Origin of the sequence: Stenotrophomonas maltophilia group sp. RY12688 (assembly GCF_052149045.1) — a bacterium.
Taxonomy (GTDB): Bacteria; Pseudomonadota; Gammaproteobacteria; order Xanthomonadales; family Xanthomonadaceae; genus Stenotrophomonas; species Stenotrophomonas sepilia.
This window is the reverse complement of the sequence record NZ_CP197389.1, coordinates 2909169-2930718: the sequence shown is the minus strand read 5'-3', so window position 1 is coordinate 2930718 and position 21550 is coordinate 2909169. Positions and strand designations below refer to the sequence as shown.

The 21550-nt window shown below is 66.1% G+C and carries 30 protein-coding genes, 1 tRNA gene and 2 pseudogenes; 22 read left to right on the top strand and 11 right to left on the bottom strand.

The genetic code is table 11. The annotated features are described in order from the left end of the window. The first annotated feature begins 94 nt into the window (after positions 1-94). Both ACS0OT_RS13845 and ACS0OT_RS13840 read left to right on the top strand, forming a co-directional pair. Entirely contained in the window at positions 95-1285 is a 1191-nt protein-coding gene (locus tag ACS0OT_RS13845) for a glycoside hydrolase family 18 protein (protein ID WP_065186673.1), read from the top strand. 90 nt (positions 1286-1375) lie between these two features. Next, a pseudogene (locus ACS0OT_RS13840) lies at positions 1376-1780 on the top strand (VOC family protein). A gap of 24 nt (positions 1781-1804) precedes the next feature. On the opposite strand, the gene ACS0OT_RS13835 reads toward ACS0OT_RS13840, so the two are convergent. From ACS0OT_RS13835 to ACS0OT_RS13825, 3 genes are read right to left on the bottom strand one after another with little or no spacing between them, the layout of a single operon-like run. Next, positions 1805-3364, bottom strand: coding sequence for a PepSY-associated TM helix domain-containing protein (locus ACS0OT_RS13835; RefSeq protein WP_065179358.1), 1560 nt, complete (start codon positions 3362-3364; stop codon positions 1805-1807). 10 nt (positions 3365-3374) lie between these two features. After that, the gene (locus ACS0OT_RS13830; protein ID WP_049413666.1) at positions 3375-3638 is read right to left on the bottom strand and encodes a hypothetical protein; all 264 of its coding nucleotides are present in this window, start codon (positions 3636-3638) and stop codon (positions 3375-3377) included. After that, on the bottom strand, positions 3638-3934 hold the full coding sequence (locus tag ACS0OT_RS13825) for a hypothetical protein (RefSeq protein ID WP_005410439.1): 297 nt from the start codon (positions 3932-3934) through the stop codon (positions 3638-3640). The genes ACS0OT_RS13830 and ACS0OT_RS13825 overlap by 1 nt, the downstream gene beginning before the upstream one ends. A gap of 428 nt (positions 3935-4362) precedes the next feature. Between ACS0OT_RS13825 and thrS the strand changes: the two genes are divergently transcribed. The 9 genes from thrS to ACS0OT_RS13780 all read left to right on the top strand — a co-directional run bounded on the left by thrS (position 4363) and on the right by ACS0OT_RS13780 (position 12157). Next, positions 4363-6264 carry a threonine--tRNA ligase gene (gene thrS / locus ACS0OT_RS13820; RefSeq protein WP_005417872.1) on the top strand — a complete coding sequence of 634 codons (1902 nt, stop codon included), beginning with the start codon at positions 4363-4365 and terminating at the stop codon, positions 6262-6264. Between the two features lie 48 nt (positions 6265-6312). Continuing rightward, on the top strand, positions 6313-6855 hold the full coding sequence (gene infC, locus ACS0OT_RS13815) for a translation initiation factor IF-3 (protein WP_080104334.1): 543 nt from the start codon (positions 6313-6315) through the stop codon (positions 6853-6855). Positions 6856-7121: 266 nt separating this feature from the next. Next, positions 7122-7319 carry a 50S ribosomal protein L35 gene (gene rpmI, locus ACS0OT_RS13810; RefSeq protein ID WP_005410436.1) on the top strand — a complete coding sequence of 66 codons (198 nt, stop codon included), beginning with the start codon at positions 7122-7124 and terminating at the stop codon, positions 7317-7319. 11 nt (positions 7320-7330) lie between these two features. Continuing rightward, complete coding sequence (gene rplT, locus ACS0OT_RS13805; protein WP_005410435.1) at positions 7331-7690, top strand: 50S ribosomal protein L20; 360 nt, start codon at positions 7331-7333, stop codon at positions 7688-7690. 193 nt (positions 7691-7883) lie between these two features. Next, positions 7884-8879, top strand: a complete 996-nt coding sequence (gene pheS / locus ACS0OT_RS13800) for a phenylalanine--tRNA ligase subunit alpha (RefSeq protein ID WP_442255859.1) — start codon at positions 7884-7886, stop codon at positions 8877-8879. Between the two features lie 87 nt (positions 8880-8966). Beyond that, positions 8967-11348 carry a phenylalanine--tRNA ligase subunit beta gene (pheT, locus tag ACS0OT_RS13795; RefSeq protein WP_065186676.1) on the top strand — a complete coding sequence of 794 codons (2382 nt, stop codon included), beginning with the start codon at positions 8967-8969 and terminating at the stop codon, positions 11346-11348. Between the two features lie 27 nt (positions 11349-11375). Continuing rightward, positions 11376-11675 carry an integration host factor subunit alpha gene (locus tag ACS0OT_RS13790; protein WP_005410432.1) on the top strand — a complete coding sequence of 100 codons (300 nt, stop codon included), beginning with the start codon at positions 11376-11378 and terminating at the stop codon, positions 11673-11675. Continuing rightward, positions 11656-12012 (top strand): MerR family transcriptional regulator, encoded by a 357-nt coding sequence (locus ACS0OT_RS13785; RefSeq protein ID WP_005410431.1) that lies wholly within the window; start codon positions 11656-11658, stop codon positions 12010-12012. Before ACS0OT_RS13790 ends, ACS0OT_RS13785 begins: the two co-directional genes overlap by 20 nt. Positions 12013-12080: 68 nt before the next feature. Further along, a tRNA-Pro gene (locus ACS0OT_RS13780) sits at positions 12081-12157 on the top strand. A gap of 82 nt (positions 12158-12239) precedes the next feature. Here ACS0OT_RS13780 and ACS0OT_RS13775 read toward each other — a convergent pair. Then, the gene (locus ACS0OT_RS13775; protein ID WP_005417861.1) at positions 12240-12713 is read right to left on the bottom strand and encodes a tyrosine-type recombinase/integrase; all 474 of its coding nucleotides are present in this window, start codon (positions 12711-12713) and stop codon (positions 12240-12242) included. Between the two features lie 19 nt (positions 12714-12732). Here ACS0OT_RS13775 and ACS0OT_RS13770 point away from each other — a divergent pair, with 19 nt between their 5' ends. After that, the gene (locus ACS0OT_RS13770; protein WP_170944905.1) at positions 12733-13236 is read left to right on the top strand and encodes a hypothetical protein; all 504 of its coding nucleotides are present in this window, start codon (positions 12733-12735) and stop codon (positions 13234-13236) included. A gap of 70 nt (positions 13237-13306) precedes the next feature. Then, positions 13307-13750 carry a RidA family protein gene (locus ACS0OT_RS13765; RefSeq protein ID WP_005417857.1) on the top strand — a complete coding sequence of 148 codons (444 nt, stop codon included), beginning with the start codon at positions 13307-13309 and terminating at the stop codon, positions 13748-13750. 115 nt (positions 13751-13865) lie between these two features. On the opposite strand, the gene ACS0OT_RS13760 is transcribed toward ACS0OT_RS13765, so the two are convergent. Further along, entirely contained in the window at positions 13866-14327 is a 462-nt protein-coding gene (locus tag ACS0OT_RS13760; RefSeq protein WP_069139815.1) for a carboxymuconolactone decarboxylase family protein, read from the bottom strand. 556 nt (positions 14328-14883) lie between these two features. On the opposite strand from ACS0OT_RS13760, the gene ACS0OT_RS13755 reads away from it, so the two are divergent. Together ACS0OT_RS13755 and ACS0OT_RS13750 are read left to right on the top strand one after the other, a co-directional pair. Further along, positions 14884-15084, top strand: a complete 201-nt coding sequence (locus tag ACS0OT_RS13755) for a hypothetical protein (RefSeq protein WP_005417854.1) — start codon at positions 14884-14886, stop codon at positions 15082-15084. Next, complete coding sequence (locus ACS0OT_RS13750) at positions 15081-15422, top strand: low molecular weight protein tyrosine phosphatase family protein (protein WP_442255858.1); 342 nt, start codon at positions 15081-15083, stop codon at positions 15420-15422. The genes ACS0OT_RS13755 and ACS0OT_RS13750 overlap by 4 nt, the downstream gene beginning before the upstream one ends. On the opposite strand, the pseudogene ACS0OT_RS13745 reads toward ACS0OT_RS13750, so the two are convergent. Together ACS0OT_RS13745 and ACS0OT_RS13740 are read right to left on the bottom strand one after the other, a co-directional pair. After that, positions 15401-15487 (bottom strand): annotated as a pseudogene (locus tag ACS0OT_RS13745) (GNAT family N-acetyltransferase); the annotation flags it as partial. The gene ACS0OT_RS13750 and the pseudogene ACS0OT_RS13745 sit on opposite strands and share 22 nt — an antisense overlap. Positions 15488-15624: 137 nt before the next feature. Further along, on the bottom strand, positions 15625-16140 hold the full coding sequence (locus ACS0OT_RS13740) for a DUF3011 domain-containing protein (protein ID WP_005417847.1): 516 nt from the start codon (positions 16138-16140) through the stop codon (positions 15625-15627). 241 nt (positions 16141-16381) lie between these two features. Here ACS0OT_RS13740 and ACS0OT_RS13735 point away from each other — a divergent pair, with 241 nt between their 5' ends. Next, a complete protein-coding gene (locus tag ACS0OT_RS13735; protein WP_032954354.1) occupies positions 16382-16777 on the top strand; it encodes a hypothetical protein in 396 nt (131 codons plus the stop codon). Positions 16778-16789: 12 nt separating this feature from the next. Here the strand turns inward: ACS0OT_RS13735 and ACS0OT_RS13730 are convergent, their stop codons facing one another. Further along, positions 16790-17482: an aspartate/glutamate racemase family protein gene (locus ACS0OT_RS13730; protein ID WP_053499236.1), complete on the bottom strand. Its 693-nt coding sequence runs from the start codon at positions 17480-17482 to the stop codon at positions 16790-16792. An 86-nt stretch (positions 17483-17568) separates the two neighbouring features. On the opposite strand from ACS0OT_RS13730, the gene ACS0OT_RS13725 reads away from it, so the two are divergent. From ACS0OT_RS13725 to ACS0OT_RS13705, 5 genes are all read left to right on the top strand, one after another. Next, on the top strand, positions 17569-17880 hold the full coding sequence (locus ACS0OT_RS13725) for an ArsR/SmtB family transcription factor (protein WP_005417843.1): 312 nt from the start codon (positions 17569-17571) through the stop codon (positions 17878-17880). Next, positions 17880-18230 carry a polyketide cyclase gene (locus ACS0OT_RS13720; RefSeq protein WP_065179579.1) on the top strand — a complete coding sequence of 117 codons (351 nt, stop codon included), beginning with the start codon at positions 17880-17882 and terminating at the stop codon, positions 18228-18230. The genes ACS0OT_RS13725 and ACS0OT_RS13720 overlap by 1 nt, the downstream gene beginning before the upstream one ends. Positions 18231-18267: 37 nt before the next feature. Then, positions 18268-18876: an ATP-dependent Clp protease proteolytic subunit gene (locus ACS0OT_RS13715; RefSeq protein ID WP_005417839.1), complete on the top strand. Its 609-nt coding sequence runs from the start codon at positions 18268-18270 to the stop codon at positions 18874-18876. A gap of 98 nt (positions 18877-18974) precedes the next feature. Further along, positions 18975-19616, top strand: a complete 642-nt coding sequence (locus ACS0OT_RS13710) for a LysE family translocator (RefSeq protein WP_005417837.1) — start codon at positions 18975-18977, stop codon at positions 19614-19616. Positions 19617-19710: 94 nt separating this feature from the next. Then, a complete protein-coding gene (locus ACS0OT_RS13705) occupies positions 19711-19884 on the top strand; it encodes a DUF1328 domain-containing protein (RefSeq protein ID WP_005417836.1) in 174 nt (57 codons plus the stop codon). A 36-nt stretch (positions 19885-19920) separates the two neighbouring features. Here ACS0OT_RS13705 and ACS0OT_RS13700 read toward each other — a convergent pair whose 3' ends face one another. From ACS0OT_RS13700 to ACS0OT_RS13690, 3 genes are read right to left on the bottom strand one after another with little or no spacing between them, the layout of a single operon-like run. Further along, positions 19921-20253: an SMR family transporter gene (locus tag ACS0OT_RS13700; protein ID WP_065179577.1), complete on the bottom strand. Its 333-nt coding sequence runs from the start codon at positions 20251-20253 to the stop codon at positions 19921-19923. 33 nt (positions 20254-20286) lie between these two features. Beyond that, on the bottom strand, positions 20287-20520 hold the full coding sequence (locus ACS0OT_RS13695; RefSeq protein WP_005417832.1) for a DUF1653 domain-containing protein: 234 nt from the start codon (positions 20518-20520) through the stop codon (positions 20287-20289). 12 nt (positions 20521-20532) lie between these two features. Further along, positions 20533-20817, bottom strand: coding sequence for a hypothetical protein (locus ACS0OT_RS13690; protein WP_053499224.1), 285 nt, complete (start codon positions 20815-20817; stop codon positions 20533-20535). Positions 20818-21219: 402 nt separating this feature from the next. Between ACS0OT_RS13690 and ACS0OT_RS13685 the strand changes: the two genes are divergently transcribed. After that, a complete protein-coding gene (locus ACS0OT_RS13685; RefSeq protein ID WP_005417826.1) occupies positions 21220-21426 on the top strand; it encodes a hypothetical protein in 207 nt (68 codons plus the stop codon). Positions 21427-21550 lie beyond the last annotated feature (124 nt).

Genomic DNA, 21550 nt, shown 5'->3' with positions numbered 1-21550 from the left:
GCGGTGTGCCTGTCACGGGGCGACATGCCGCGACATCCGTCCCATGGGTCCTTCCGTTTGCTAACGTGGCGGCGCCTTTGAACCGGGAGATCCCATGTTCCGCCAGACCGTGGCCGTCCTTGCCGTGCTGATTGCCGGTGCCTTGCCCATTGCCGCGCACGCAGCGCCCGCACAGCCGCCGATCTTCGGCGCCTACTACCCTGGCGGATCGGCCGAGCGCTATCCGGTGTCGAGCATTCCGGCCGAGCGCCTGACCCACCTGTTCTACGCGTTCTCCACCATCGAGGACGGCCGCTGCACGGTCGGTGCGGAAGCGCCGAAGAATTTCGCCGCACTGGCCGAACTCAAGAAGGCGCATCCGCACCTGCGCACGCTGATTTCGATCGGTGGCTGGGGCGCGGGTGGATTCTCCGATGCAGCGCTGACCGAAACCAGCCGCAAGCGCCTGGTCGATTCGTGCATGGCGCTGTTCTTCGAGCGCCACGCCGGCAGCTTCGATGGCGTGGACATCGACTGGGAATTCCCGGTCAGTGGCGGACCGAAGGAGCTGGCGCATCGCCCGCAGGATCGCGCCAACCTGACCCGGCTTGCGCAGTCCTTCCGCCAGGCACTCGATGCACGCGGTCGCAAGGTGGGCCAGCCGATGCTGCTGACCGCCGCGTTGGCCGCCGGCCGCCTGCAGACCGACGGTCCCTATGATCCAGCGGCGAGCTACGACCTGCCGGCGCTGGCCAGGGTGTTCGATTTCATCAACCTGATGAGCTACGACATGGGCACCGGCTTTTCGTCGGTGTCGACCTTCAATGCGCCCTTGCATGAAGTGCCGGCCGATCCGCTGGCGCCGGAGCTGCGCCGCTGGAACAACGTGGCCGGCGCCGTGCAGTACTACCGTGAACATGGCGTGCCGGCCGACAAGCTGGTGCTGGGCGTGCCGTTCTACGGGCGCGGCTTCAAGGTCACCGGCGATGCACCGGACGGCCTGTATCAGCCCTACAGTGCACCGGCCGATGCCGGCGACTGGCGGGTGATCAAGGCGCGCTATCTCGACCAGCCGGGTTGGACCAGGCACTGGCAGCCGCAGGCGCAGAGCCCGTGGCTGTACAACGCCGGGCAGAAGATCCTCATCAGCTATGAGGACCCGCGTTCGATCGGCCTGCGTGCGCAGTTCGCCCGCGAGCAGGGCCTGGCCGGAGTGTTCATGTGGGAGCTGACCGGCGACGACGAGCAGGCCAGCCTGCTCAACGCCATGCTGGGTCCCTGGCAGAAGGCGCGCGTCGGCGATTGAGCTGCATCAGGCGATGCCCGGCGCAATGCCGCAACGCCATCGGCCCGACCCCGCACAGCATGTCCATACCCGCAGCGTTACGCTGCGGGCATGATCCATCTCGAACGCCTGGACCATCTGGTCCTCACTGTGGCCGACATCGAACGCAGCTGTGATTTTTACCAGCGCGTGCTCGGCATGAACGTCGTGCGCTTCGGCGCGGGCCGTACCGCGCTGTAGTTCGGTCAGCAGAAAATCAATCTGCATCCGGCCAGTGCCCCGCTGCAGCCGCACGCGCTGCAGCCCACGCCGGGCAGTGCCGACCTGTGCCTGGTCACGCGTACCGCCACGGCCGATGTGCTGGCGCACCTGCAGGCGCAGGCCGTCGCGGTGGAGGAGGGACCGGTGGCCCGCACCGGCGCTCTGGGTCCGATCGAATCGGTGTACTTCCGCGACCCGGATGGCAACCTCATCGAAGTCAGCCGTTACCTGGACGAAGCGCACCTGCTTTGGTAGCGCCGGGCCATGTCCGGCGACGCTTCAGTTCGCCCAGACGCTGTTCGGATCGCCGTTGCGGGCGCGGCGCTGGCTGGCGACGGCCAGGCGGGCGAAGCCGAAGGCCATGGCCAGCGCGATGGCATCGATCCAGAACAGCGGCCACTGGCCACGCGCGGCGGCGCGCCACAGCCAGTCACCATTGAGTGCACCGTGCAGGACCGGCACCAGTGCAGTGCTGATCGCTGCGGCCCACAGCAGTTCGCGCGCGGCCTGTGCGGGGCGGCGCAGTGCAGCCCACAGCGCACAGGCTGCCCAGCTGCCGAAGCAGGCCCAGCGGATGCCGTGGTCGAGCGCCGACGGTGCCAGCCGCTCCAGCACCAGTGCGGTGACGAACGCGACCGAGATCGCCACGCACAGGCCGATGCACACGCCGACCGTGGCCCGCGCCATGTTCACACCGGCACGTGGCTGTTGTGGCTGGCGACGCCTGCGCCGCGACTCGATCCACAGCAGGTTGCCGGAGTAGAACAGGAACGCACCGCCGAGGCCGAGCAGGAAGTACAGCCAGACCACCACGCCGTTGCCGAACTCACCGAAGTGCAGCGCGTAGGCGGCGCTGAGCGTGGCGTGGTTGGCGTCGCGCTGGCCCGGCAGCTGCGACGCGAGCAGGTTGCCGGTGGCGACGTCCAATGCCACGGCACCAAGCGGGCCGAGGGTGCCACTGGCCTCGCCGGTGATCTCGATCGTGGCGTTGGCATCACCGCCATTGGCCAGCTTCAGGTAAGCCGGTTCAAAGTTGGCCACGCCCTGCGCGCGGGCCACTTCAAGTGCGCGCGCATGCAGCACGCGCAGGCTGCCCGGTGGCGCCGGAATCCCGCTGGCATCGCGCACCGGCGCAGTGTCCATCGCGGTCGGTACCGCTTGCAGCGCCTTGCCGTCGTAGATCAGCGGATTGAGCAGGGCCATCTGCACGAACACCAGGCACAGCAGGGCGCCCGTGACTGCGAACATCAGGTGGAAAGGCAGGCTGAGCACGCCGATCACGTTGTGCGCGTCCTGCCACAGCTGCTTCAGGTTGCGGCCCGGGCGCAGCGCGAACAGGTCGCCGAACAGCCTCGGCAGGTGGATCACCAGGCCGCTCAGCAGCGCCATGCCATACAGCAGGCTGACGATGCCCATCACATAGATGCCGGCCACCGGCAGGCCGAGGCTGTAGTGCAGTTCGTTGACCAGTTCTGCCAGTCCGGTCTGCGGCGGCGAGGGGCTGCCGGCGATCTGGCCCGGCCAGGCGTAACGCCAGCTGCCGTCATCGGCCTGCCAGTACGCCAGGGGCTGCGGGTGTTCGGTGCCGGGGAAGGTCATGCCAACGTGGCGGCGGGCCTCCGGGTGTGTCGCCAGTACGTCTTCCAGCAGGTACTGCGCATCGTCCAGGCCCGCCGGCAAGGCGGTGGCTGCGCCCGGGGTCTGCCACAGCGGCAAGTCGTGATGGAACAGGGTCAGCGCACCCGCATAGAAGGCCACGAAAAGGCCGAAGCCGGCGACCAGGCCGACCCAGGTGTGCAGGGTGGTGAACGTGCGCAGCGTCTGCGAACTGAACTTCATGGGGGAGCTCTCATTGCACCGCGCCGGTCAGGCGCAGCAGCCCGAGCACGGCGAAGCCGGCCGCGGCGCTGCCACCCAGAACCAGCCAGGCGCGCAGTGCGCTGCGGAAGCTGAACGCCCACAGGGCGGCCAGCATCCATAACGGGATGAAGGCGATCAGGGTCGGCACCAGTGCGCGCTGCCACGGGCCGGGCGGCAGCCAGGCCAGCAGGCCGGTAGCGGCGGCCGCAAGCAGGAAGCCAGCGATGATGCCGGCGAAGGCGCGCGGCCACATCAGGGTGACTCCGTGCCCGGGCGATGCCAGGCGGCCAGCGCCGGCAACAGCATCGCAGCGAGCATCCAGGTGCACAGCATCGCCACCAGGCCGGCAGCGAAGCCGAGTTCGGCCATCCACAACCACAGGGCAGCAGCGGCGGCGACCAGGCCGATCTGGCGGCCGAGACGACCGGCACGGCGCAGGCGGGGCCAACGGCAGTGCGGCGAGGCGGCATAGAAGGCCAGTGCCGAAAACATCGCTGCCAGCATGCCCAGGCTGCAGAAGCCCAGGGTGGAAAGGCCGACGGTGATCATTGCGGGCGGGCGCCGCGGCAGTGGGCCGGCGAACGCGGGGCACGGGCGGGGCCGGCGGGAGCCGGTCGGAGCGGGTGGCGCATCACGAGGTCCTGGGGGAAGCGGGCAGGCTGGCACGGGGCGGGCTGCGCGGACATGGTAATCATTGCGTTTTCACGCCGCCAGCGCCGGCCATTCAGCGGACCGCACGGCAGCCCTTGGGCTTTCCGGTGCGCTGGTTTAAGATCGTCGCAGACTCCTGACTGGAACAAGGTGGCCCGCGCCCAGCGCCGGCCGAGCGTGCGACATGAGCACTACCACCGCCCACTGTTGACCTGCCCCCGAAGGCCCTGTGTTCCAGGCGCCCTCGCGGCGCTTTTTTATTGCCCGGGCCGCGGCCCGGGAACGCTTTCCAGCCCGCCCCGCGGGCCCCGCACGAAGCCACTGCGATGATCAACATTACCCTTCCCGACGGCAGCCGCCGCGAGTTCGAAAATCCCGTCAGCGTCATGGACGTCGCCCAGTCGATCGGTGCCGGCCTGGCCAAGGCCACCATCGCCGGTTCCGTCGATGGCGTGCTGGTCGATGCCAGCGACGTCATCGACCACGATGCCAGCCTGCGCATCATCACCGCCAAGGACGAGGAGGGCGTGGAGATCATCCGCCACTCCTGCGCCCACCTGGTCGGCCACGCCGTCAAGCAGCTGTACCCGGACGTGAAGATGGTGATCGGCCCGGTGATTGCCGAGGGCTTCTACTACGACATCTATTCCGAGCGCCCGTTCACGCCGGACGACATGGCCGCGATCGAGAAGCGCATGGGTGAACTGATCGCCCAGGACTACGACGTCATCAAGAAGATGACGCCGCGCGCCGAGGTGATCGAGATCTTCAAGGCCCGTGGCGAGGACTACAAGCTGCGCCTGATCGAAGACATGTCCGACGACATCCAGGCGATGGGCATGTACTACCACCAGGAATACGTGGACATGTGCCGGGGCCCGCACGTGCCGAACACGCGCTTCCTGAAGGCCTTCAAGCTGACCCGCATCTCCGGCGCCTACTGGCGCGGCGACGCGCAGAACGAGCAGCTGCAGCGCATCTACGGCACCGCCTGGGCTGACAAGAAGCAGCTGGAGGCGTACATCAAGCGCATCGAGGAAGCCGAGATGCGCGACCACCGCCGCATCGGCAAGCAGCAGGACCTGTTCCACCTGCAGGAAGAAGCCCCGGGCCTGGTGTTCTGGCACCCGAAGGGCTGGGCACTGTGGCAGGTGGTCGAGCAGTACATGCGCAAGGTCTACCGCAGCAGCGGCTACGGCGAAGTGCGCTGCCCGCAGATCCTGGACGTGAGCCTGTGGAAGAAGTCCGGCCACTGGGACAACTACCAGGACAACATGTTCTTCACCGAATCGGAGAAGCGCACGTACGCGGTCAAGCCGATGAACTGCCCGGGCCACATCCAGGTGTTCAACCAGGGCCTGCACAGCTACCGCGACCTGCCGATCCGCTACGGTGAGTTCGGTTCCTGCCACCGCAACGAGCCGTCCGGCGCGCTGCACGGCATCCTGCGCGTGCGTGGTTTCACCCAGGACGACGGCCACGTGTTCTGCACGGAAAACCAGATCGAGTCGGAAGTGACGGCCTTCCACCAGCAGGCGCTGGCGGTTTACCGGCACTTCGGCTTCGACGAGATCCAGATCAAGATCGCGCTGCGTCCGGAGTCGCGCCTGGGTGACGACGCCACCTGGGACAAGGCCGAAGGCGCGCTGCGCTCGGCGCTGACCGCCTGTGGCGTGGAATGGCAGGAGCTGCCGGGCGAGGGTGCCTTCTACGGCCCGAAGATCGAGTACCACCTGAAGGACGCGATCGGCCGTACCTGGCAGCTGGGCACCATGCAGGTCGACTTCATGATGCCGGGCCGCCTGGGCGCCGAGTACGTGGACGAGAACAGCCAGAAGAAGCACCCGGTCATGCTGCACCGCGCCATCGTCGGCTCGATGGAGCGCTTCCTGGGCATCCTGATCGAGCACCATGCCGGCCAGTTCCCGGCCTGGCTGGCACCGACCCAGGTGGTGGTGGCCAACATCACCGACGCCCAGGCCGACTACGTCTCGGGCGTGACCAAAACCCTTGCGGAGCAAGGCTTCCGCGTCAGCTCGGATTTGCGTAACGAGAAGATCGGCTATAAAATCCGCGAGCATACGTTGCAGCGCGTGCCCTACCTGCTGGTCATCGGTGACCGCGAGAAGGAGAATGGGGCTGTGGCGGTGCGTACGCGTTCTGGCGAAGACCTGGGCAGCATGAGCCTGCAGGCCTTCATCGAGCGGCTCCAGGCCGAGGGCGCGTAAGCAAAGGTCCGGTCCGGGCGCACAGGCACCCGGACCGGTTCGATACCCTTGGGAGAACGTAATATCAGCACCCCTGACAACAAACAGAACCGCAAGAATCAGGAAATCCGTGTGCCGCGCGTCCGCGTGATCGGCAGTGACGGAGAAATGATCGGCGTGTTGTCGCGCGACGAAGCGCTGTCCATGGCCGAAGATGAAGGCCTGGACCTGGTCGAGATCCAGCCGCAGGCCGATCCGCCGGTCTGCAAGATCATGGACTTCGGCAAGTTCAAGTTCGAAGCGCAGAAGAAGGCCAGCGAGGCCAAGAAGAAGACCAAGCAGGTCGAGATCAAGGAAGTGAAGTTCCGTCCGGTCACGGACGAGGGCGACTACCAGATCAAGCTGCGCAAGATGCGCGGGTTCCTTGAAGAAGGCGACAAGATCAAGGTCAACATCCGCTTCCGTGGCCGTGAAATGAGCCACCAGGAACTGGGTCGTGAAATGGCCAACCGGATCGAGGCCGATCTGGGCGAGGACATCGTCATTGAATCCCGTCCGCGCCTGGAAGGGCGCCAGATGGTCATGATGATCGCGCCGAAGAAGAAGACCTGAGGCCGGACGGGCCGCCTTCCGGGGCGCCTGGCTGAATGGTTCAGGATAAAGGGACGCCGCTGGCGTCCCTTTGCTTTTGCAGGATGCCGGTGAAGTGCCGGCGAAAGGGCTGAAGGGGCTGGTGGCAGGGCGGTTTTGCCTGTATCATGCCCGGCTCGACCCACCCAGGACGGGTCGTACGCCGATCATGGCAGGACGGAAAGAGCGGCCCAGGCCGCCGCCAGATCAGTCAGAAACCAGGGTCATATCCCATCAAGGACATTGCAATGCCCAAGATCAAGACCAACCGGGCAGCGGCCAAGCGTTTCCGCAAGACCGCCTCGGGCAAGTACAAGTGCGGCCACGCCAACCGTAGCCACATCCTCACGAAGAAAGCGACCAAGCGTAAGCGTAATCTGCGTCAGACGGGCCATGTCCGTGCAGAAGACGCAGGCCGTCTGGACCGCATGCTCCCTTACCTCTGAGGAACTGAAAAATGGCACGAGTTAAGCGTGGCGTACAGGCGCGTCGCCGCCACAAGAAGATTCTGGATCTCGCCAAGGGCTATTACAACGCCCGTCGCAAGGTCTTCCGCGTCGCCAAGCAGGCGGTCATCAAGGCACAGCAGTACGCCTACATCGGCCGTAAGCAGAAGAAGCGCAACTTCCGTTCGCTGTGGATCACCCGTATCAATGCGGCTGCCCGCATCAACGGCCTGAGCTACAGCCGCTTCATGAACGGCCTGCTGAAGGCTGGCATCACCCTGGATCGCAAGGTCCTGGCTGACATCGCCGTGCACGACGCAGCCGGTTTTGCTGCGCTGGCCGAAAAGGCCAAGGGCGCGCTGGCGGCATAAGTCCTTCCCGATGCCGTAACCGTTCACTCGGAACGGTGTCAGGTCAAGGCAATGCATGGGGAAGGGCGCAAGTCCTTCCCCATTCTTTTTTGGGTTCCGGCGAGGCCATGGCGGCAGCGCGGGGACGGCGGTGGCGACAGGGGTCGGCCCTTCGCGCATCGCGATGGCAGATCGACTGGAGTTCCGGCCCCCCATGAGCGACATCCAATCCCTCACCACCCAGGCGCTGGCCGATGTGGCCGCCGCACAGAGTCCCGACGTGCTGGAACAGCTGCGCGTGGCCCTGCTTGGCAAGAGTGGCAGCATCACCTCGCAGCTCAAGCAGCTCGGCGCCCTGCCGGCGGACGAGCGCAAGGCCGCTGGTGAAGCGATCAACCAGGCCCGCGACGCGCTGACCCGCGCGCTGGGCGAGCGCAAGGCGCTGCTGGAGGACGCGGCGCTGGATGCGCGCCTGGCCGCCGAAGCCATCGACATCACCCTGCCGGGCCGCAACGGCGACCGTGCCGGCCTGCACCCGATCACCCGCACCCTGGAGCGCATCACCGGCATCTTCGGCCGGCTGGGCTACGAGCTGTCGGAAGGGCCGGAGATCGAGGACGACTGGCACAATTTCGAGGCGCTGAACTTCCCGCCGCACCATCCGGCGCGCGCCATGCACGACACCTTCTACTTCGGCAACGGCCGCCTGCTGCGCACGCACACCTCCGGCGTGCAGGTGCGCTACATGGGCGACCACGCGCCGCCACTGCGCATGATCGCCGCCGGCAAGGTGTACCGCAGCGACAGCGACCAGACCCATTCGCCGATGTTCCACCAGGTGGAAGGCCTGCTGGTGGACGAGCATTCGACCTTCGCCGACCTGAAGGGCACGCTGGCCGAGTTCGTGCGCGCGTTCTTCGAGCGCGACTTCGAGATGCGCTTCCGCCCCAGCTATTTCCCGTTCGTGGAGCCGGGCGCGGAAGTGGACATTGCCTGGCAGCAGCCCGACGGCAGCACCCGCTGGCTGGAAGTGCTGGGCTGCGGCATGGTCCATCCGAACGTGCTGCGCAACGTCGGCATCGATCCGGAGCGCTACACCGGCTTCGCGTTCGGCATGGGCGTGGAGCGTTTCGCGATGCTTCGTTACGGCGTCAACGATCTGCGCGCGTTCTTCGAGAACGACGTGCGATTCCTGAAACAGTTCGCGTAAGCCGCAACCATGTAGAGCCGAGCCATGCTCGGCTGCTCCTAAATTCGCAGGCCCAGGCGCATGCGCCGGGCCCACCAGGGTGACACCATGAAATTCTCCGAAAACTGGCTGCGCAGCCATGTCCCGACCGGCGCCTCGCGCGATGAACTGAGTGCAGTGCTGACCGCCATCGGCCTGGAAGTGGAAGAAGTGACCGCGCTGGGCGAAGGCCTCGATCACGTGGTCGTGGCGCGCATCGTCGAGGCCGTGCGCCATCCCGAAGCTGATCGCCTGCAGGTGTGCAGGGTCGATGCCGGGCAGGGCGAACTGCTGCAGATCGTCTGCGGCGCACCGAACGCGCGTCCGGGCCTGGTCGCGCCGCTGGCCATGGTGGGTGCGCAGATCGGCGAGCTGAAGATCAAGCCGGCCAAGCTGCGCGGCGTCGAGTCCAACGGCATGCTGTGCTCGGCCAAGGAGCTGGGCCTGGACAACGATGCCTCCGGCCTGCTGGAGCTGCCCGATGACGCGCCGGTCGGCCACGCCCTGGTCGACTACCTGGGCCTGCCGGACGCCAGCATCGAGATCAAGCTGACCCCGAACCGCGCCGACTGCTTCAGCCTGCGCGGCATCGCCTATGACGTCGCCGCCGCCACCCGCAGCGAAGTGCTGGACTTCGCTGCCGAGGCCATTCCGGCAGTCGGCAGCCGTGAGCTGAGCATCCAGCTCGACGCCGGCGCCGAAGCGCCGCGTTACCTGGGCCGTGTCATCGAGGGCGTCAACGCCGCCGCCAAGACTCCGTTGTGGATGGCCGAGCGCCTGCGCCGCAGTGGCGTGCGTCCGGTCTCGCTGCTGGTCGACATCACCCAGTATGTGATGCTGGAGCTGGGCCAGCCGATGCATGCCTACGACCTCGGCACCCTGCAGGGCAGCATTGCCGTGCGCCGTTCGCGCGCGGGCGAGACGCTGAAGCTGCTGGACGGCCGCGATGCCGCGCTGGACGACAGCTTCCTGGTGGTCACCGACGCCGATCGTGCGATCGGCCTGGCTGGCCTGATGGGCGGCTTCGACACCCGTGTCACCGACGCAACCACCGCCGTGTTCCTGGAAGCCGCGCACTTCGCGCCGGCTGCGATCATGGGCCGTGGCCGCAAGCTGGGCCTGCACACCGATGCCGGCCACCGCTTCGAGCGCGGCGTCGATCCGGCGCTGCCGCGCATCGCGATCGAGTACGCCACTCGCCTGGTGCTGGACCTGGCGGGCGGCACCCCGGCGCCGGTTACCGAGGCCGTGCGTGAAGCCGATCTGCCGCAGCCGGCAACCATCGTGCTGCGCCGCGCCCGCATCACCCGCGTGCTCGGCATCACCATCGACGATGCGGAAGTCGAGCGCATCCTGCGCGCGCTGGGCATGGACGTGGTTGCTGCTGCCGACGGCTGGCAGGTGGTCGCGCCGAGCCGCCGCTTCGACATCGCCATTGAAGAAGACCTGATCGAAGAGCTGGCCCGCATCCACGGTTACGAGCAGATCCCGACCACGCTGCCGGGCGGTGCCGCCCGCGTGGCGATGCCGAGCGAGACCCAGCTGGACGCGCTGAGCGTGCGCCGCCAGCTGATCGCCCGTGACCAGCAGGAAACCGTCAATTTCGCCTTCGTCGACGATGCGCTGCTGGCCCAGTGGCAGCTGCGCGACGGCCTGGTGCCACTGGCCAATCCACTGTCGGCCGAACTGGCGGTAATGCGTCCGTCGCTGCTGCCGGGCCTGGTCGCCACACTGGGCCGCAACGCCGCCCGCCAGCTCGGCCGCGTGCGCCTGTTCGAGCTCGGCCGCGTGTTCGCCCAGCAGGCCGGAGATGGCCAGCCGGCACCGCTGGAAACGCCGCGCGTGGCGGCAGCTGTCTGCGGTGACGCGCAGGCGGTGCAGTGGGGCCTGCCGACTCGCAAGGTCGACTTCCATGACCTGAAGGGCGACCTGGAATCGCTGGCGGCTGCCAGTGGTGCGGTACTGGAGTTCCGCCCGTCGGCCCGTGCCTACGGCCACCCGGCGCGGTCGGCCGAGGTGTACCGCGATGGCGTGGTGATCGGCTGGATCGGCCAGATCCACCCGCGTCTGGCCAAGGCGATGGATATCGAGGCCGATGTCTACGCCTTCGAGCTGGATCTGGAACCGCTGACCGCCCGTCGCCTGCCACGTGCCGGCGAGCTGTCGCGCTTCCCGGCGGTGCGTCGCGACCTGGCGTTCCTGGTGCCTGAACAGGTGGCCTGGGCCGATCTGGCGGCGACCGTGCGCCAGGCCGCCGGCCCGCTGCTGCGCGACCTGAACCTGTTCGACCGTTACGTCGGCCAGGGCGTCGAGCCGGGATTCAAGAGTCTCGCTATGGGCTTGATTTTGCAGGACAAGTCGCGCACTCTGACGGACCGCGACGTGGATGCGGTGGTGGCCGAGGCGGTCACTGCCATCGAGCGTGAACACCACGCCCGGATCCGCGGCTGAGCGGGCGGCACTCGGGGGTAGCAGGCAATGGCATTGACCAAGGCGGAGATGGCGGAAAAGCTGTTCGACGAAGTCGGTCTGAACAAGCGGGAAGCCAAGGAATTCGTCGACGCGTTTTTCGATGTGCTGCGTGAAGCATTGGAACAGGGACGTCAGGTGAAGCTGTCGGGCTTCGGTAATTTCGATCTGCGGCGCAAGAACCAGCGCCCGGGTCGCAACCCGAAGACCGGCGAGGAAATTCCGATTTCCGCCCGTACGGTGGTCACCTTCCGTCCGGGCCAGAAGCTCAAGGAGAGGGTGGAAGCTTATGCTGGATCCGGGCAGTAATCGCGAACTACCGCCGATCCCGGCCAAGCGCTACTTCACCATCGGTGAGGTCAGCGAGCTGTGCGACGTCAAGCCGCACGTCCTGCGCTACTGGGAAACCGAGTTTCCCAGCCTTGAGCCGGCCAAGCGCCGAGGCAACCGCCGCTACTACCAGCGCCATGACGTGCTGATGGTGCGGCAGATCCGCAGCCTGCTGTACGAACAGGGCTACACCATCGGTGGTGCACGCCTGCGCCTGGATGGTCCCGATGCCCGCGAGGAATCGGCGCTGAGCAACCAGATCATCAAGCAGGTGCGCATGGAGCTGGAAGAAGTGCTGCAGTTGCTGCGCCGCTGATCCAATTTCCATCGTAATCCGCTATACTTCACGGCCCGCCGCACTGGCGGGCACATCGCAGCATCAGTCGGGGCGTAGCGCAGCCTGGTAGCGCATCTGCCTGGGGGGCAGAGGGTCGTCGGTTCGAATCCGGCCGTCCCGACCAAAAGCAGCGATAGAACAAGGGCTTGCGCCATGCGGTGCAGGCCCTTTTTCGTTGTGCACCCTATTACCACCCTATCGCCACCCTATCGAGGTAGCGCGATACCCGTGGTGACCGGCTGCCACGGCGCTTCATGGCCACCCAGGTAATGCTCAGTCATCGACGCGTTGCCGTGTCCCATCAGCGCTTGAATCTGTTCCGTGGTCCAGCCCGCATCGCGCAGCAGCGCACCGCCCAGGCTGCGGATCTCATGGAATGTTGGCGGTGCTTCGCCACCCACGCCGGCAGCATCGCGTGCCTTTGCGAACGCACGCGACAGCTGCTCGGGCAGCACCTGCGTGTGGTGCGCTCGGTCCTTCGCGCGCTTGTCGCTGGGCCTGGCCTTTTCCGGCAGGCGGTGGATCACGAACGGCGAAACCACGTCATCGCGGCACCTGGCCAGCAGGTCGAGCAGCGGCCCGGCCACGGCGATCTGTAGTCGAACGTTCGTCGAGCCCTCGGTTTTCGACGGCACTACCCACAGGTGGCCGTCGCGCACGTCGGCAAACTTCACCGTCACCAGCCGTATCCTTCCGGCCATGCGTTCTTCCCACGGCTTCCGCACCGCCCCAATCCCCTCTGGCTGGGTCCAGACCGGCGAGCGCTGGGCGCTTTGGTACAACGGCCGGGAGACGGCCAGCGTCACGCCCGACGGCGGTCCCGGGGTCCGGCTATGGATGGAAGGCCAGAAGATGTGGCAGGTGAAGGAAGTGCGCGCGGCCAACGTCCGGCAGGCGAAGCGGTACGCCGAGCGCTGGTGCGCGGCCAGGCTGTATCCCGATCTTCCCCTGCGCCAGGCGGTCGCCCGGCTGACCGACAGCACTCCGATCCAGCCCGAGCCGCCGCTGCCAGGCCTGCCGCCGACGCGCGAGCAGCAGCAACAGGCCCGGCGCCTGGCCGAGGCCGGGCGGTTGGAACTGGCGCGGATCAAGGAAGCGCTGGAACCGCGCCGACCGCCGAAGGAGACCAAGCCCAGGGCGAGGGATCCGATGAAGGCGTGGGTCAAGGCAGGTAGAGAGCAGCTGTCCCGCGCTCGAATCTGATCCCCCGTTCAGGGGAGGCGGTCGACTCAAAATGCTTGCCACACTTGCCCTTTCACCAGAGAGAGCAATGATGAACGCTACCAATCGAAAGACCGCCAGCTTCGGAGTGCCGTGGGAATCGGCCTACGGGTACGTACAGGCCGTCCGCGTCAACAACACGATCTTCGTGTCCGGCCAGCTCTCGCACACGCCGCAGGGCGAGCTGGTTGCGCCGGCGGAGCTGGGGGCCGACGGCAAGCCCGCCAACTTCGATACCATGGAAGCCCAGATGAGGCGCACCTACGAGAACGCGCAGGTGCTGCTGGCAGAGCTGGGTGGGTCGATCGCGGACGTGGTCGAGGAAACGCTGTTCGTCATCGACGTTCCGGCCGCTTTCGCGGCCAGTAGCAAAGTCCGGCCGGCCGTGTATGGCCAGCCGGTGCCGCAGGTGGCCAGCAACCTGATCGGGGTCTCGGCGTTGGCCTTCCCCGAGCAGCTGATTGAGATTGCCTTCCGGGCGGAAGTCCAGGGTTAAGGCACTATGTGGGCGGGGCTTGCTCCGCCCGTTCCTTGCGGTGAGTAGGCCACCGATGGTTCCTACGAGCGCCTCGGCCCGGACAAAGCCAGGACGATCTCCGGCGTGCCGTACGCTACTTCTCCGCAGCGGGCTTGGCGCGGGGCTTCAATCTGAAGCTCACGCCCATCCGGTTGATCGCGTTCATGGCCGCAATGGTGAGCGTGAGGTCGACCAGGTCTTTCTCGCCGAATACTGCGGCTACTTTTTCGTACGCCTCATCAGATGCATGGGTTTCGCTCACGAGCGTCACTTCCTCTGCCCATGCCAGTGCGGCGCGCTCTTGTTCGGAGAATAGATAGGCGGCCTCGTGCCAAACAGGTAGGAGAGCGATTGTGTCGAACGGCATGCCTTCCTTAAGCAGATCACGGGTATGAATGTCGATGCAGTGGGCGCAGCCGTTTAGCTGCGACACACGCAAAAACACCAGATGCACCAGTTTCGGCGGCAGAGATGTGTTCGCGGTCACAAAGTGATGCAGTTGCCCCACGGCTTTGGCGCCCTCGGGAGAGACTACGAACCAGTTCGCTCGATTCATTTTAATGGGTCCTTTTCGGGTATCTGTGGGGCCGGAATCGCCCCACCCGAAGCAAGGACGCCGACGGGCAGCAGTTCGTGACACCTGCCTAGGCTCGTCGCGATCCGCTGCATGTACGCTCGCCGAGGAAGGGGATGCTGGCCGTGGGGCGCTAGATACGGGGCGCGGCGGGGAGCACCCGGAGAAGATCCTCGATTGGCGGGACAGGGAAGGGGATTGGCTGAAGGGGGGATCGCATCGCCGCCGTTCGGATGGCGTCGGGTAGAGCCGCCATATGCACCCTATCGGCTCGTAAGTGATTGATCGGATTGGGGCGCAATTTGCACTTTTGGGATGCCCTGCGAAGGCTTGAAACCCTTACAGATCAACGGGATGGGCCTATCTGGAACGATGCCTGGGGGGCAGAGGGTCGTCGGTTCGAATCCGGCCGTCCCGACCACTGTGATGAATCAAGAAGCCCGCGCAGCGATGCGTGGGCTTTTTTGTGCGTGCGGTGTATGCTGCGCGCCACTCGTACTACCGCGGCTGCTGAACCCGGTACTCACGAGAACACATCATGGAATCTGCAAGAAACCGTGCCTGGCGTCGCAGCCAGGCCCGCAATCGTGGTGGCGACCGCGCCACGACCGCCTACCGCTACAAGCCCGAGAAGAGCTGGAAGCTGTTGTATACGCGCGATGCCAAGCTCGCGCGTGCACGCCAGCTGGGCTTCACCTATCCGGTTCTCAGCGCCCGGCAACTGCAGGAACAGGAATGATCAACCTGCTGTTCGTCTGCAGCCGCAACCAGCTGCGGAGCCCGACCGCGGAAGCCATGTGGCGACGGCGGCCCGGCTTCAACGCGCTGTCGGCCGGCACCAGCCCGCATGCACGACGCCCCATCGGCCCGGCGGATATCCGCTGGGCCGATGTCATCTTCGTGATGGAAGCCAAGCACCAGCATCGCCTGCAGGCCGCATACGCGCGCCTGCTGGAACACAAGCGCCTGCATTGCCTGGACATCCCCGACGACTATCGCTGCATGGATCCGGTGTTGATGGACCTGCTGGACGCAAAGGTGACCACGTATCTCGATCAGCTGCCGGAGAAGCGGTAGATCAGCTCCGGATCGCCTTCGTCCAATCCATGCCCGATGCCGCTGTCGATGAAACCCGAGGCGGGCATCACCTCGCGGATATGCAGCATCGTCGAGGAAGGATCGGGTGGTGCCATCGCAGGCTCCTGGACTGGATGCGCCCAGTCCATCGATCACGTCGGCCGTGTCTGCGTATCCGCCAAAGCCAGCGTGTGGTCGGCAGTCAATACACGCGGAACTCGGCACGGCAGCCGTCGCTGACCCACACCCCGCGGCGGTCCCAGCCCCAGTTGCGGTCCTCGACGCACGGCGTCACCGACTTCTGCTTGACCAGGCGCACTTCATGGCGCACCCGGATGCGGCATTCCTTGTCCTTCTGCTCGTAGGACTCGCAGACCAGGCGCTCGCCGTCGTCATCCCGATCACGATCCCGGCCGCGCCCCGGCCAGCGGCCGCGTCCCTGTTCGTCTGCCACGAACTCAGCACGGCAGCCTTCGGTGACCCAGAGCATGCGGCGGCTCTGGCCCCAGTTCTGGTCCTCGACGCAGCGGGTGACCGACAGCTGCCTGGCCATGCGCATGCGGCCTTCGATCGGGCACTGCTGGGTCTTGTTGAACTGCGACTCGCAACGCAGCGGCGGAATGTGATCGCTGTCGTAGTCCTGGGCGGCCACCGTGGTGGCCACCAGCAGCAGGGCCAGGGCGGAGGTGGCAATGGGCGGCAACAGGCGATGGGTCATGGAGAGCCTCGGCAGGGGAATGGGCCGCAAGAATGGACCAGCCCGAGGCCGTCGGAACGGATCGTTCCGGCGCTGGCTCAGTGGGGATTTAGTAGTGCGCACCGGCCCATGCAGGGCCTTACATCCCTTATCATCGCGGCACATCCGATCGCATCGGCTTACACCTTCTTACATGTCTCCCACGCATGCCGGCGCAGCCTGTGGCTGCCGTCACTGGCGTGCAGCCGGCTTGCGGAGGAGGATGCGCGGACCACGACGACCACAGGGGGTTGCGTTGATCAGCAGTACCGTCATTCATCGCTCGGCTGGCGCAGAGGCCGGGCAGGTGCGTGTCCTGGACACCACGTTCAAGGGCAAGCATGTGTTCATTGCGTGGGGCCTGCGCGGGCCGGAACTGACCCGCAGCGCAGACCCGCCCGCCACCGTGGCTGCGCGCAAGGCGTTGCACGCCGTGGCCGGCCACAGCGAAGGGCCGCGCAGCCCGGAGGTGTTCATCGCCAACCAGTCGGCGGTGGCGATTACCGTCTATCGGCTGCTGACCGAAGCGCGTTCGGGCGATGCCATCTTCTTCCTGTGTGATTCGCAGGCTGTGGTCGACTGGCTGATCACCGCACTGGAAGTCCAGGGCCTAGGCTGACGCTGCGCGCGGTCAGGCCAGCGCAGCGTCCACCGCCGCAAGCGCGTGCAGGGTGGTCGTGTCGAACAACGGCACCGCACTGTCCTCGGGGCGCACCAGCAGCATGATCTCGGTACAGCCGAGGATGATCGCTTCGGCGCCGCGCGCGACCAGCCGCGCAATCACGCCGGCGTACACCTGCCGCGAGTGCTCGCTGGCCACGCCGGCGATCAGCTCCTGGTAGATGATGTCGTGCACGCAGCGGCGATCATCAGCCTCCGGAACCAGTACCTGCAGCCCGAAGCGGTCCTGCAGCCGGTCGCGGTAGAACGCCTGCTCCATGGTGAAGGCGGTGCCGAGCAGTCCCACCTTGCGGATGCCTGCCTGCAGGATCGCCGTGGCGGTCGGGTCGGCGATATGCAGCAGGGGCAGCGGGCATTCGGCTTCGATCCGGCCGGCCAGCATATGCATGGTGTTGGTGCAGATCACCAGCAGCTCGGCGCCACCGGCCTGCAGTCGCCGCGCGGCATCGAGCATGTGGTTGCCCAGCACATCCCACTGACCGTCGTGCTGCAACTGCTTGATGTCGGCGAAATCCACCGACCACAGCAGCAGTTGCGCCGAATGCGCGCCACCGAGGCGATTCCGCACCGCCTCGTTGATGAGCCGGTAGTACTGCGCCGAGCTTTCCCAGCTCATGCCGCCGATCAGGCCAAGGGTCTTCATGCACTGCTCCATGCAGGGAAGCCGTCATTGCAGCACAGCGGCTGTGGCAGTTGCACTACACATTAGTAGTTGCTAATGTGTTGATCATGATCGAGAACGCCCTGTTCAAGGCGCTGGCTGACCCCACCCGCCGCCACATCTTCGAAAAGCTGGCCGATGGCGGGCGGCATGCCAGCGCGCTGCGCGAGGGCATTGCGATCAGCCAGTCTGCGATGTCCCAGCACCTGGCAGTGCTGCGCGATGCAGGGCTGGTGCGTGAGCAGCGCCAGGGGCGCTTCGTCCACTATGAAGTCGATCCGCGCGGGCTGGCCCACATCGGACGCTGGCTGCAGCGTTACCGGGCCTACTGGCCGGCGCGGATGTCCGCACTGCAGAACCTGCTGGAGGAGATGGACTGATGGACGATGTTCTGAAGGAAGCGGCTCCCGCGCTGGTGATGGAGCAGCGGTTGCCTGCGCCACCGGAACGGGTCTGGCGCGCACTGTTCGATCCGGCACTGCGTGAGCGCTGGTTGCCTGCCGCCGATCTTGCCGATCCAAAGCCCTGCCTGTTCGAGGAGGGGCGGGAGCTCGGATTCCGCTTGCGCGATGCACAGCCCCCACATCTGCACAGCCTGGTGTGTTTCCGGCTGCGCGCTGATGAGGATGGGGGAACGGTGCTGACCATCGTGCATCGGCTCACCGACCGGCGCGCGCTGATACCGCCGGCGTCCAACGATGACCATCGCACGGTGATGCGCGCGGCGTGAGCCGGCGCCTGGATCGAACGCTACAGGGAGCAGGCACATGCGGGACAGAATGCAGCTGGTACCGATGGTGGTGGAACGCAGCGAGCGCGGTGAGCGCTCCTATGACATCTACTCGCGGCTCCTGCGCGAGCGCATCATCTTTCTCAACGGCGAAGTCGATGACACCGTATCGGCGCTGGTCTGCGCGCAACTGCTGTTCCTTGAATCTGAAAATCCGGAGAAGCCGATCCATCTGTACATCAACTCGCCGGGTGGGGTGATCTCCAGCGGCCTGGCGATGTACGACACGATGCAATACATCTCGGCCCCGGTGCATACGCTGTGCATGGGCACCGCGCGGTCGATGGGTTCGTTCCTGCTGATGGCCGGCGAGCCGGGTCACCGCGCGGCGCTGGCCAATGCCAGCCTGCATGTGCACCAGCCGCTGGGCGGGGTGCAGGGCCAGGCTTCGGACATCTTCATCCACGCCGAGGAGATGCAGCGCACCAAGCAGCGCATCACCCAGCTGTATGCGCGGCATTGCGGACGCAGTTTCGAGGAGGTCGAACAGACCCTGGACCGCGATCGGTTCATGAGCGCCGAGCAGGCATGCGAATGGGGCCTGATCGACCAGGTACTGGTACGGCGCGACGCGCTCGCGGCCTGAGCCTGCCTCTGTAACCACCGCATCCATGCTGCACTGTGTGTGCCGCGCCAGGCCGGCGCACTCTATGCTGGTTGGATGTTCTGAAGTGGACGCCCGACATGGCCCTGCATACCTGGTGGTGGTTCCTGGCCACGGTCTTCGTGCTGTGCGGGACGCCTGGGCCCAACATGCTGCACATCCTTGGCCGCAGCGTCGGGCTGGGATTTCGCGGCAGCGTGCCGGCCATGGCCGGCTGCCTGCTGGCGATGCTGCTGGTGCTGGCGGCTTCCGCAGCGGGCCTGAGTGCGCTGCTGCATTCCTCGCCCATGCTGTTCGAGGTGCTGCGCTATCTCGGTGTGGCCTACCTGGCCTGGCTCGGCATCAAGGCCTGGCGCGACAGTTGCCGGCCCGCACCCGCGGTGGCCGATGCTGACGAGGTCACACTGGCGCCGGTACATGGCGCAGGAACGGTGTTCCGCGGCGGCCTGTGGGTCGGCCTGAGCAATCCCAAACTACTGCTGTTCGCCGCAGCGTTCCTGCCACAGTTCGTCGACCCGTCGCGCAGCCAGGCCGTGCAGTACAGCGTGCTGGTGGCGACCTTCGCGGCCTGCGAACTGTTCTGGTACGTGATGTATGCGGCCGGTGGTCACGGCCTGCGCCGTTGGCTCGCCAAGCCATTCGCACGGCGCTGGTTCGAGCGGCTGGTGGGAAGCGTGTTCCTGGCTTTCGCAGTGGCGTTGTTGCGCTTCCGGCCGCGTTGATTCACGCCGCACACGCGGCCCGTTCACGAGCGCCGCATCGGTGGAGGCCTAGCCTGATCGCACCGTTTGCATTCCCTGCTGGGAAAGGATCGACATGATCAAGTGGGCCATCATCTTCGCCATCATCGGCATCATCGCGGGCGTGCTGGGCTTCGGCGGCATCGCTGGCGCCGCCGTGGGCATCGCCAAGTTCCTGTTCTGGGCAGGCATCATCATCGCCGTGGTGCTGTTCCTGATCGGCATGAGCGTGGCGAAGAAGGTCAGCTGAAGAAGGTCAGCTATCGCCGTTCGCGCAGCAGCGTCTTCAGTGCGCGCTGCTGCGCGAGAACAGATTGATCACCAGTACGCCGGCGCAGATCAGGCCGATCCCGATCAATGCCGGTGCATCCAGCCGCTGCTTGAACACCACCAGGCCGATCAGCGAGATCAGCACGATGCCGACGCCGGACCAGATTGCATAGGCGATGCCGGTCGGCACCGACTTCATGGTGACCGACAGCAGGTAGAAGCACAGCCCATAGCCAACCAGCGCGCCCACTGTCGGCCACAGCCGGCTCATGCCGTCCGAGGCCTTCAGCAGCGACGTGGCGATCACTTCCAGCACGATGGCGGCGGCCAAGTAGACATAGGGGTTCATCGTGGGCTCCGGTTCACTGCGGGTCGCACCGGATCAGTCGTCGATGCGAGCGAAGCGCGCCTGCGGGCCGTGTTCGCCCGGAACCTGCTCGATGAACATCGGGTAGGGGCGTACCCACAGGCCGCCTTCGCCATAGAGTGCGCGATAGAGCACCATCGGCTCCAACGTCTCGCTGCTGCGGACGATGTCGATCACCTCGTAGTCGCCGCCCTTGAAGTGGCGATACCGGCCACGGGCGAGATCGGGCAGGGGAGTAAGCTCAGCCATGGCAGGGCGTGCTCACTTGCGCGCCGGGCTGGCGGGCTTGGCGCAGTACGCGTCGATGGCCTCGGCCGTGTTGGCCAGGCCCTGCGCCTGCGCCAGCTCCCAGGGGCGCTCGCAGCGCTGGCTGTGTTCGCACCACTGATACCCGGCAGAGCCGATACAGCCGTGCGCATCACGGTCGCCCCCCACCACCGGCGTCGCTGGCGACGCCTCAGCGGCATCAGCGCGCGCGGTCGCCGTGTCCTGGCTGGCACAGGCGGCCAGAGCCAGCAGGGCCGGGATCAGAAGAAGCACCTTCATGTGCGAGCTCCGTGCCTAAAGCGACATTTTCTGTCGCAAATAGCTCGCCAGCAAGCGCTCAATGCACGGCGGCGCGGATCAACTCTTCGATCAGGATCAGATAGCTGGCCACGAAATAGAACTTCAGCAACGTCCAGCGTTGCTGTGAGAAGAAGGTGCGCATGTGGAAGGGGCCCCTGTTGATGACGGTAGTGTGAAGCCAGCCTGACTCCGTGACAAGGATCACGGAATGAACGGGCTAAACGGACTCAGGGATGTGAGGAAAGCCAAGATCCGACGCGAAGGCGCGGCATTTTCGTACAAATCTGATGGGCCATCCCGGAGGCGGTCGCTAGCCTGATGGTGTAACGGCAAGCGGCCCGCTGCCTGCCACTGCACCCTTTCATCCGCAGGAGCCTCCCGATGGTCATCACCGTCCAATGCAATGCCCAGCGCTGGTCCGTACTGCATCCGCAGGTGAGCGACACCACCGGTTACGCCCGGGGCGCCGACGCCTTTGATGCCGCCGCCGCGCTGGCCCTGGAGCATCACCGCCGCACCGGCCAGCGCAGCACGGTGCGGGTCGAGGCGCTTGGCAACACGGTAGACGCGCTTTACGTTGGAGAGTGACGCCAGCCCCCCGTAGTGCAGTCAGCCACGGTTGAGTTGTTTGAATGGAGGAACAACTGCCATCGCGCCTCCCTCTGTGCGCCGGGCCGTGAATCCCGGATGCTTGCGCCATCGTATTCATCTG

Coding starts and splice junctions, on each gene's coding strand:
- ACS0OT_RS13845 (WP_065186673.1), top strand. CDS start 95: ATGTTCCGCCAGACCGTGGCCGTCCTTGCCGTGCTGATTGCCGGTGCC.
- ACS0OT_RS13835 (WP_065179358.1), bottom strand. CDS start 3,364: ATGAAGTTCAGTTCGCAGACGCTGCGCACGTTCACCACCCTGCACACC.
- ACS0OT_RS13830 (WP_049413666.1), bottom strand. CDS start 3,638: ATGTGGCCGCGCGCCTTCGCCGGCATCATCGCTGGCTTCCTGCTTGCG.
- ACS0OT_RS13825 (WP_005410439.1), bottom strand. CDS start 3,934: ATGATCACCGTCGGCCTTTCCACCCTGGGCTTCTGCAGCCTGGGCATG.
- thrS (WP_005417872.1), top strand. CDS start 4,363: ATGATCAACATTACCCTTCCCGACGGCAGCCGCCGCGAGTTCGAAAAT.
- rpmI (WP_005410436.1), top strand. CDS start 7,122: ATGCCCAAGATCAAGACCAACCGGGCAGCGGCCAAGCGTTTCCGCAAG.
- rplT (WP_005410435.1), top strand. CDS start 7,331: ATGGCACGAGTTAAGCGTGGCGTACAGGCGCGTCGCCGCCACAAGAAG.
- pheS (WP_442255859.1), top strand. CDS start 7,884: ATGAGCGACATCCAATCCCTCACCACCCAGGCGCTGGCCGATGTGGCC.
- pheT (WP_065186676.1), top strand. CDS start 8,967: ATGAAATTCTCCGAAAACTGGCTGCGCAGCCATGTCCCGACCGGCGCC.
- ACS0OT_RS13790 (WP_005410432.1), top strand. CDS start 11,376: ATGGCATTGACCAAGGCGGAGATGGCGGAAAAGCTGTTCGACGAAGTC.
- ACS0OT_RS13785 (WP_005410431.1), top strand. CDS start 11,656: ATGCTGGATCCGGGCAGTAATCGCGAACTACCGCCGATCCCGGCCAAG.
- ACS0OT_RS13770 (WP_170944905.1), top strand. CDS start 12,733: ATGCGTTCTTCCCACGGCTTCCGCACCGCCCCAATCCCCTCTGGCTGG.
- ACS0OT_RS13765 (WP_005417857.1), top strand. CDS start 13,307: ATGAACGCTACCAATCGAAAGACCGCCAGCTTCGGAGTGCCGTGGGAA.
- ACS0OT_RS13760 (WP_069139815.1), bottom strand. CDS start 14,327: ATGAATCGAGCGAACTGGTTCGTAGTCTCTCCCGAGGGCGCCAAAGCC.
- ACS0OT_RS13755 (WP_005417854.1), top strand. CDS start 14,884: ATGGAATCTGCAAGAAACCGTGCCTGGCGTCGCAGCCAGGCCCGCAAT.
- ACS0OT_RS13750 (WP_442255858.1), top strand. CDS start 15,081: ATGATCAACCTGCTGTTCGTCTGCAGCCGCAACCAGCTGCGGAGCCCG.
- ACS0OT_RS13740 (WP_005417847.1), bottom strand. CDS start 16,140: ATGACCCATCGCCTGTTGCCGCCCATTGCCACCTCCGCCCTGGCCCTG.
- ACS0OT_RS13735 (WP_032954354.1), top strand. CDS start 16,382: ATGCGCGGACCACGACGACCACAGGGGGTTGCGTTGATCAGCAGTACC.
- ACS0OT_RS13730 (WP_053499236.1), bottom strand. CDS start 17,482: ATGAAGACCCTTGGCCTGATCGGCGGCATGAGCTGGGAAAGCTCGGCG.
- ACS0OT_RS13725 (WP_005417843.1), top strand. CDS start 17,569: ATGATCGAGAACGCCCTGTTCAAGGCGCTGGCTGACCCCACCCGCCGC.
- ACS0OT_RS13720 (WP_065179579.1), top strand. CDS start 17,880: ATGGACGATGTTCTGAAGGAAGCGGCTCCCGCGCTGGTGATGGAGCAG.
- ACS0OT_RS13715 (WP_005417839.1), top strand. CDS start 18,268: ATGCGGGACAGAATGCAGCTGGTACCGATGGTGGTGGAACGCAGCGAG.
- ACS0OT_RS13710 (WP_005417837.1), top strand. CDS start 18,975: ATGGCCCTGCATACCTGGTGGTGGTTCCTGGCCACGGTCTTCGTGCTG.
- ACS0OT_RS13705 (WP_005417836.1), top strand. CDS start 19,711: ATGATCAAGTGGGCCATCATCTTCGCCATCATCGGCATCATCGCGGGC.
- ACS0OT_RS13700 (WP_065179577.1), bottom strand. CDS start 20,253: ATGAACCCCTATGTCTACTTGGCCGCCGCCATCGTGCTGGAAGTGATC.
- ACS0OT_RS13695 (WP_005417832.1), bottom strand. CDS start 20,520: ATGGCTGAGCTTACTCCCCTGCCCGATCTCGCCCGTGGCCGGTATCGC.
- ACS0OT_RS13690 (WP_053499224.1), bottom strand. CDS start 20,817: ATGAAGGTGCTTCTTCTGATCCCGGCCCTGCTGGCTCTGGCCGCCTGT.
- ACS0OT_RS13685 (WP_005417826.1), top strand. CDS start 21,220: ATGGTCATCACCGTCCAATGCAATGCCCAGCGCTGGTCCGTACTGCAT.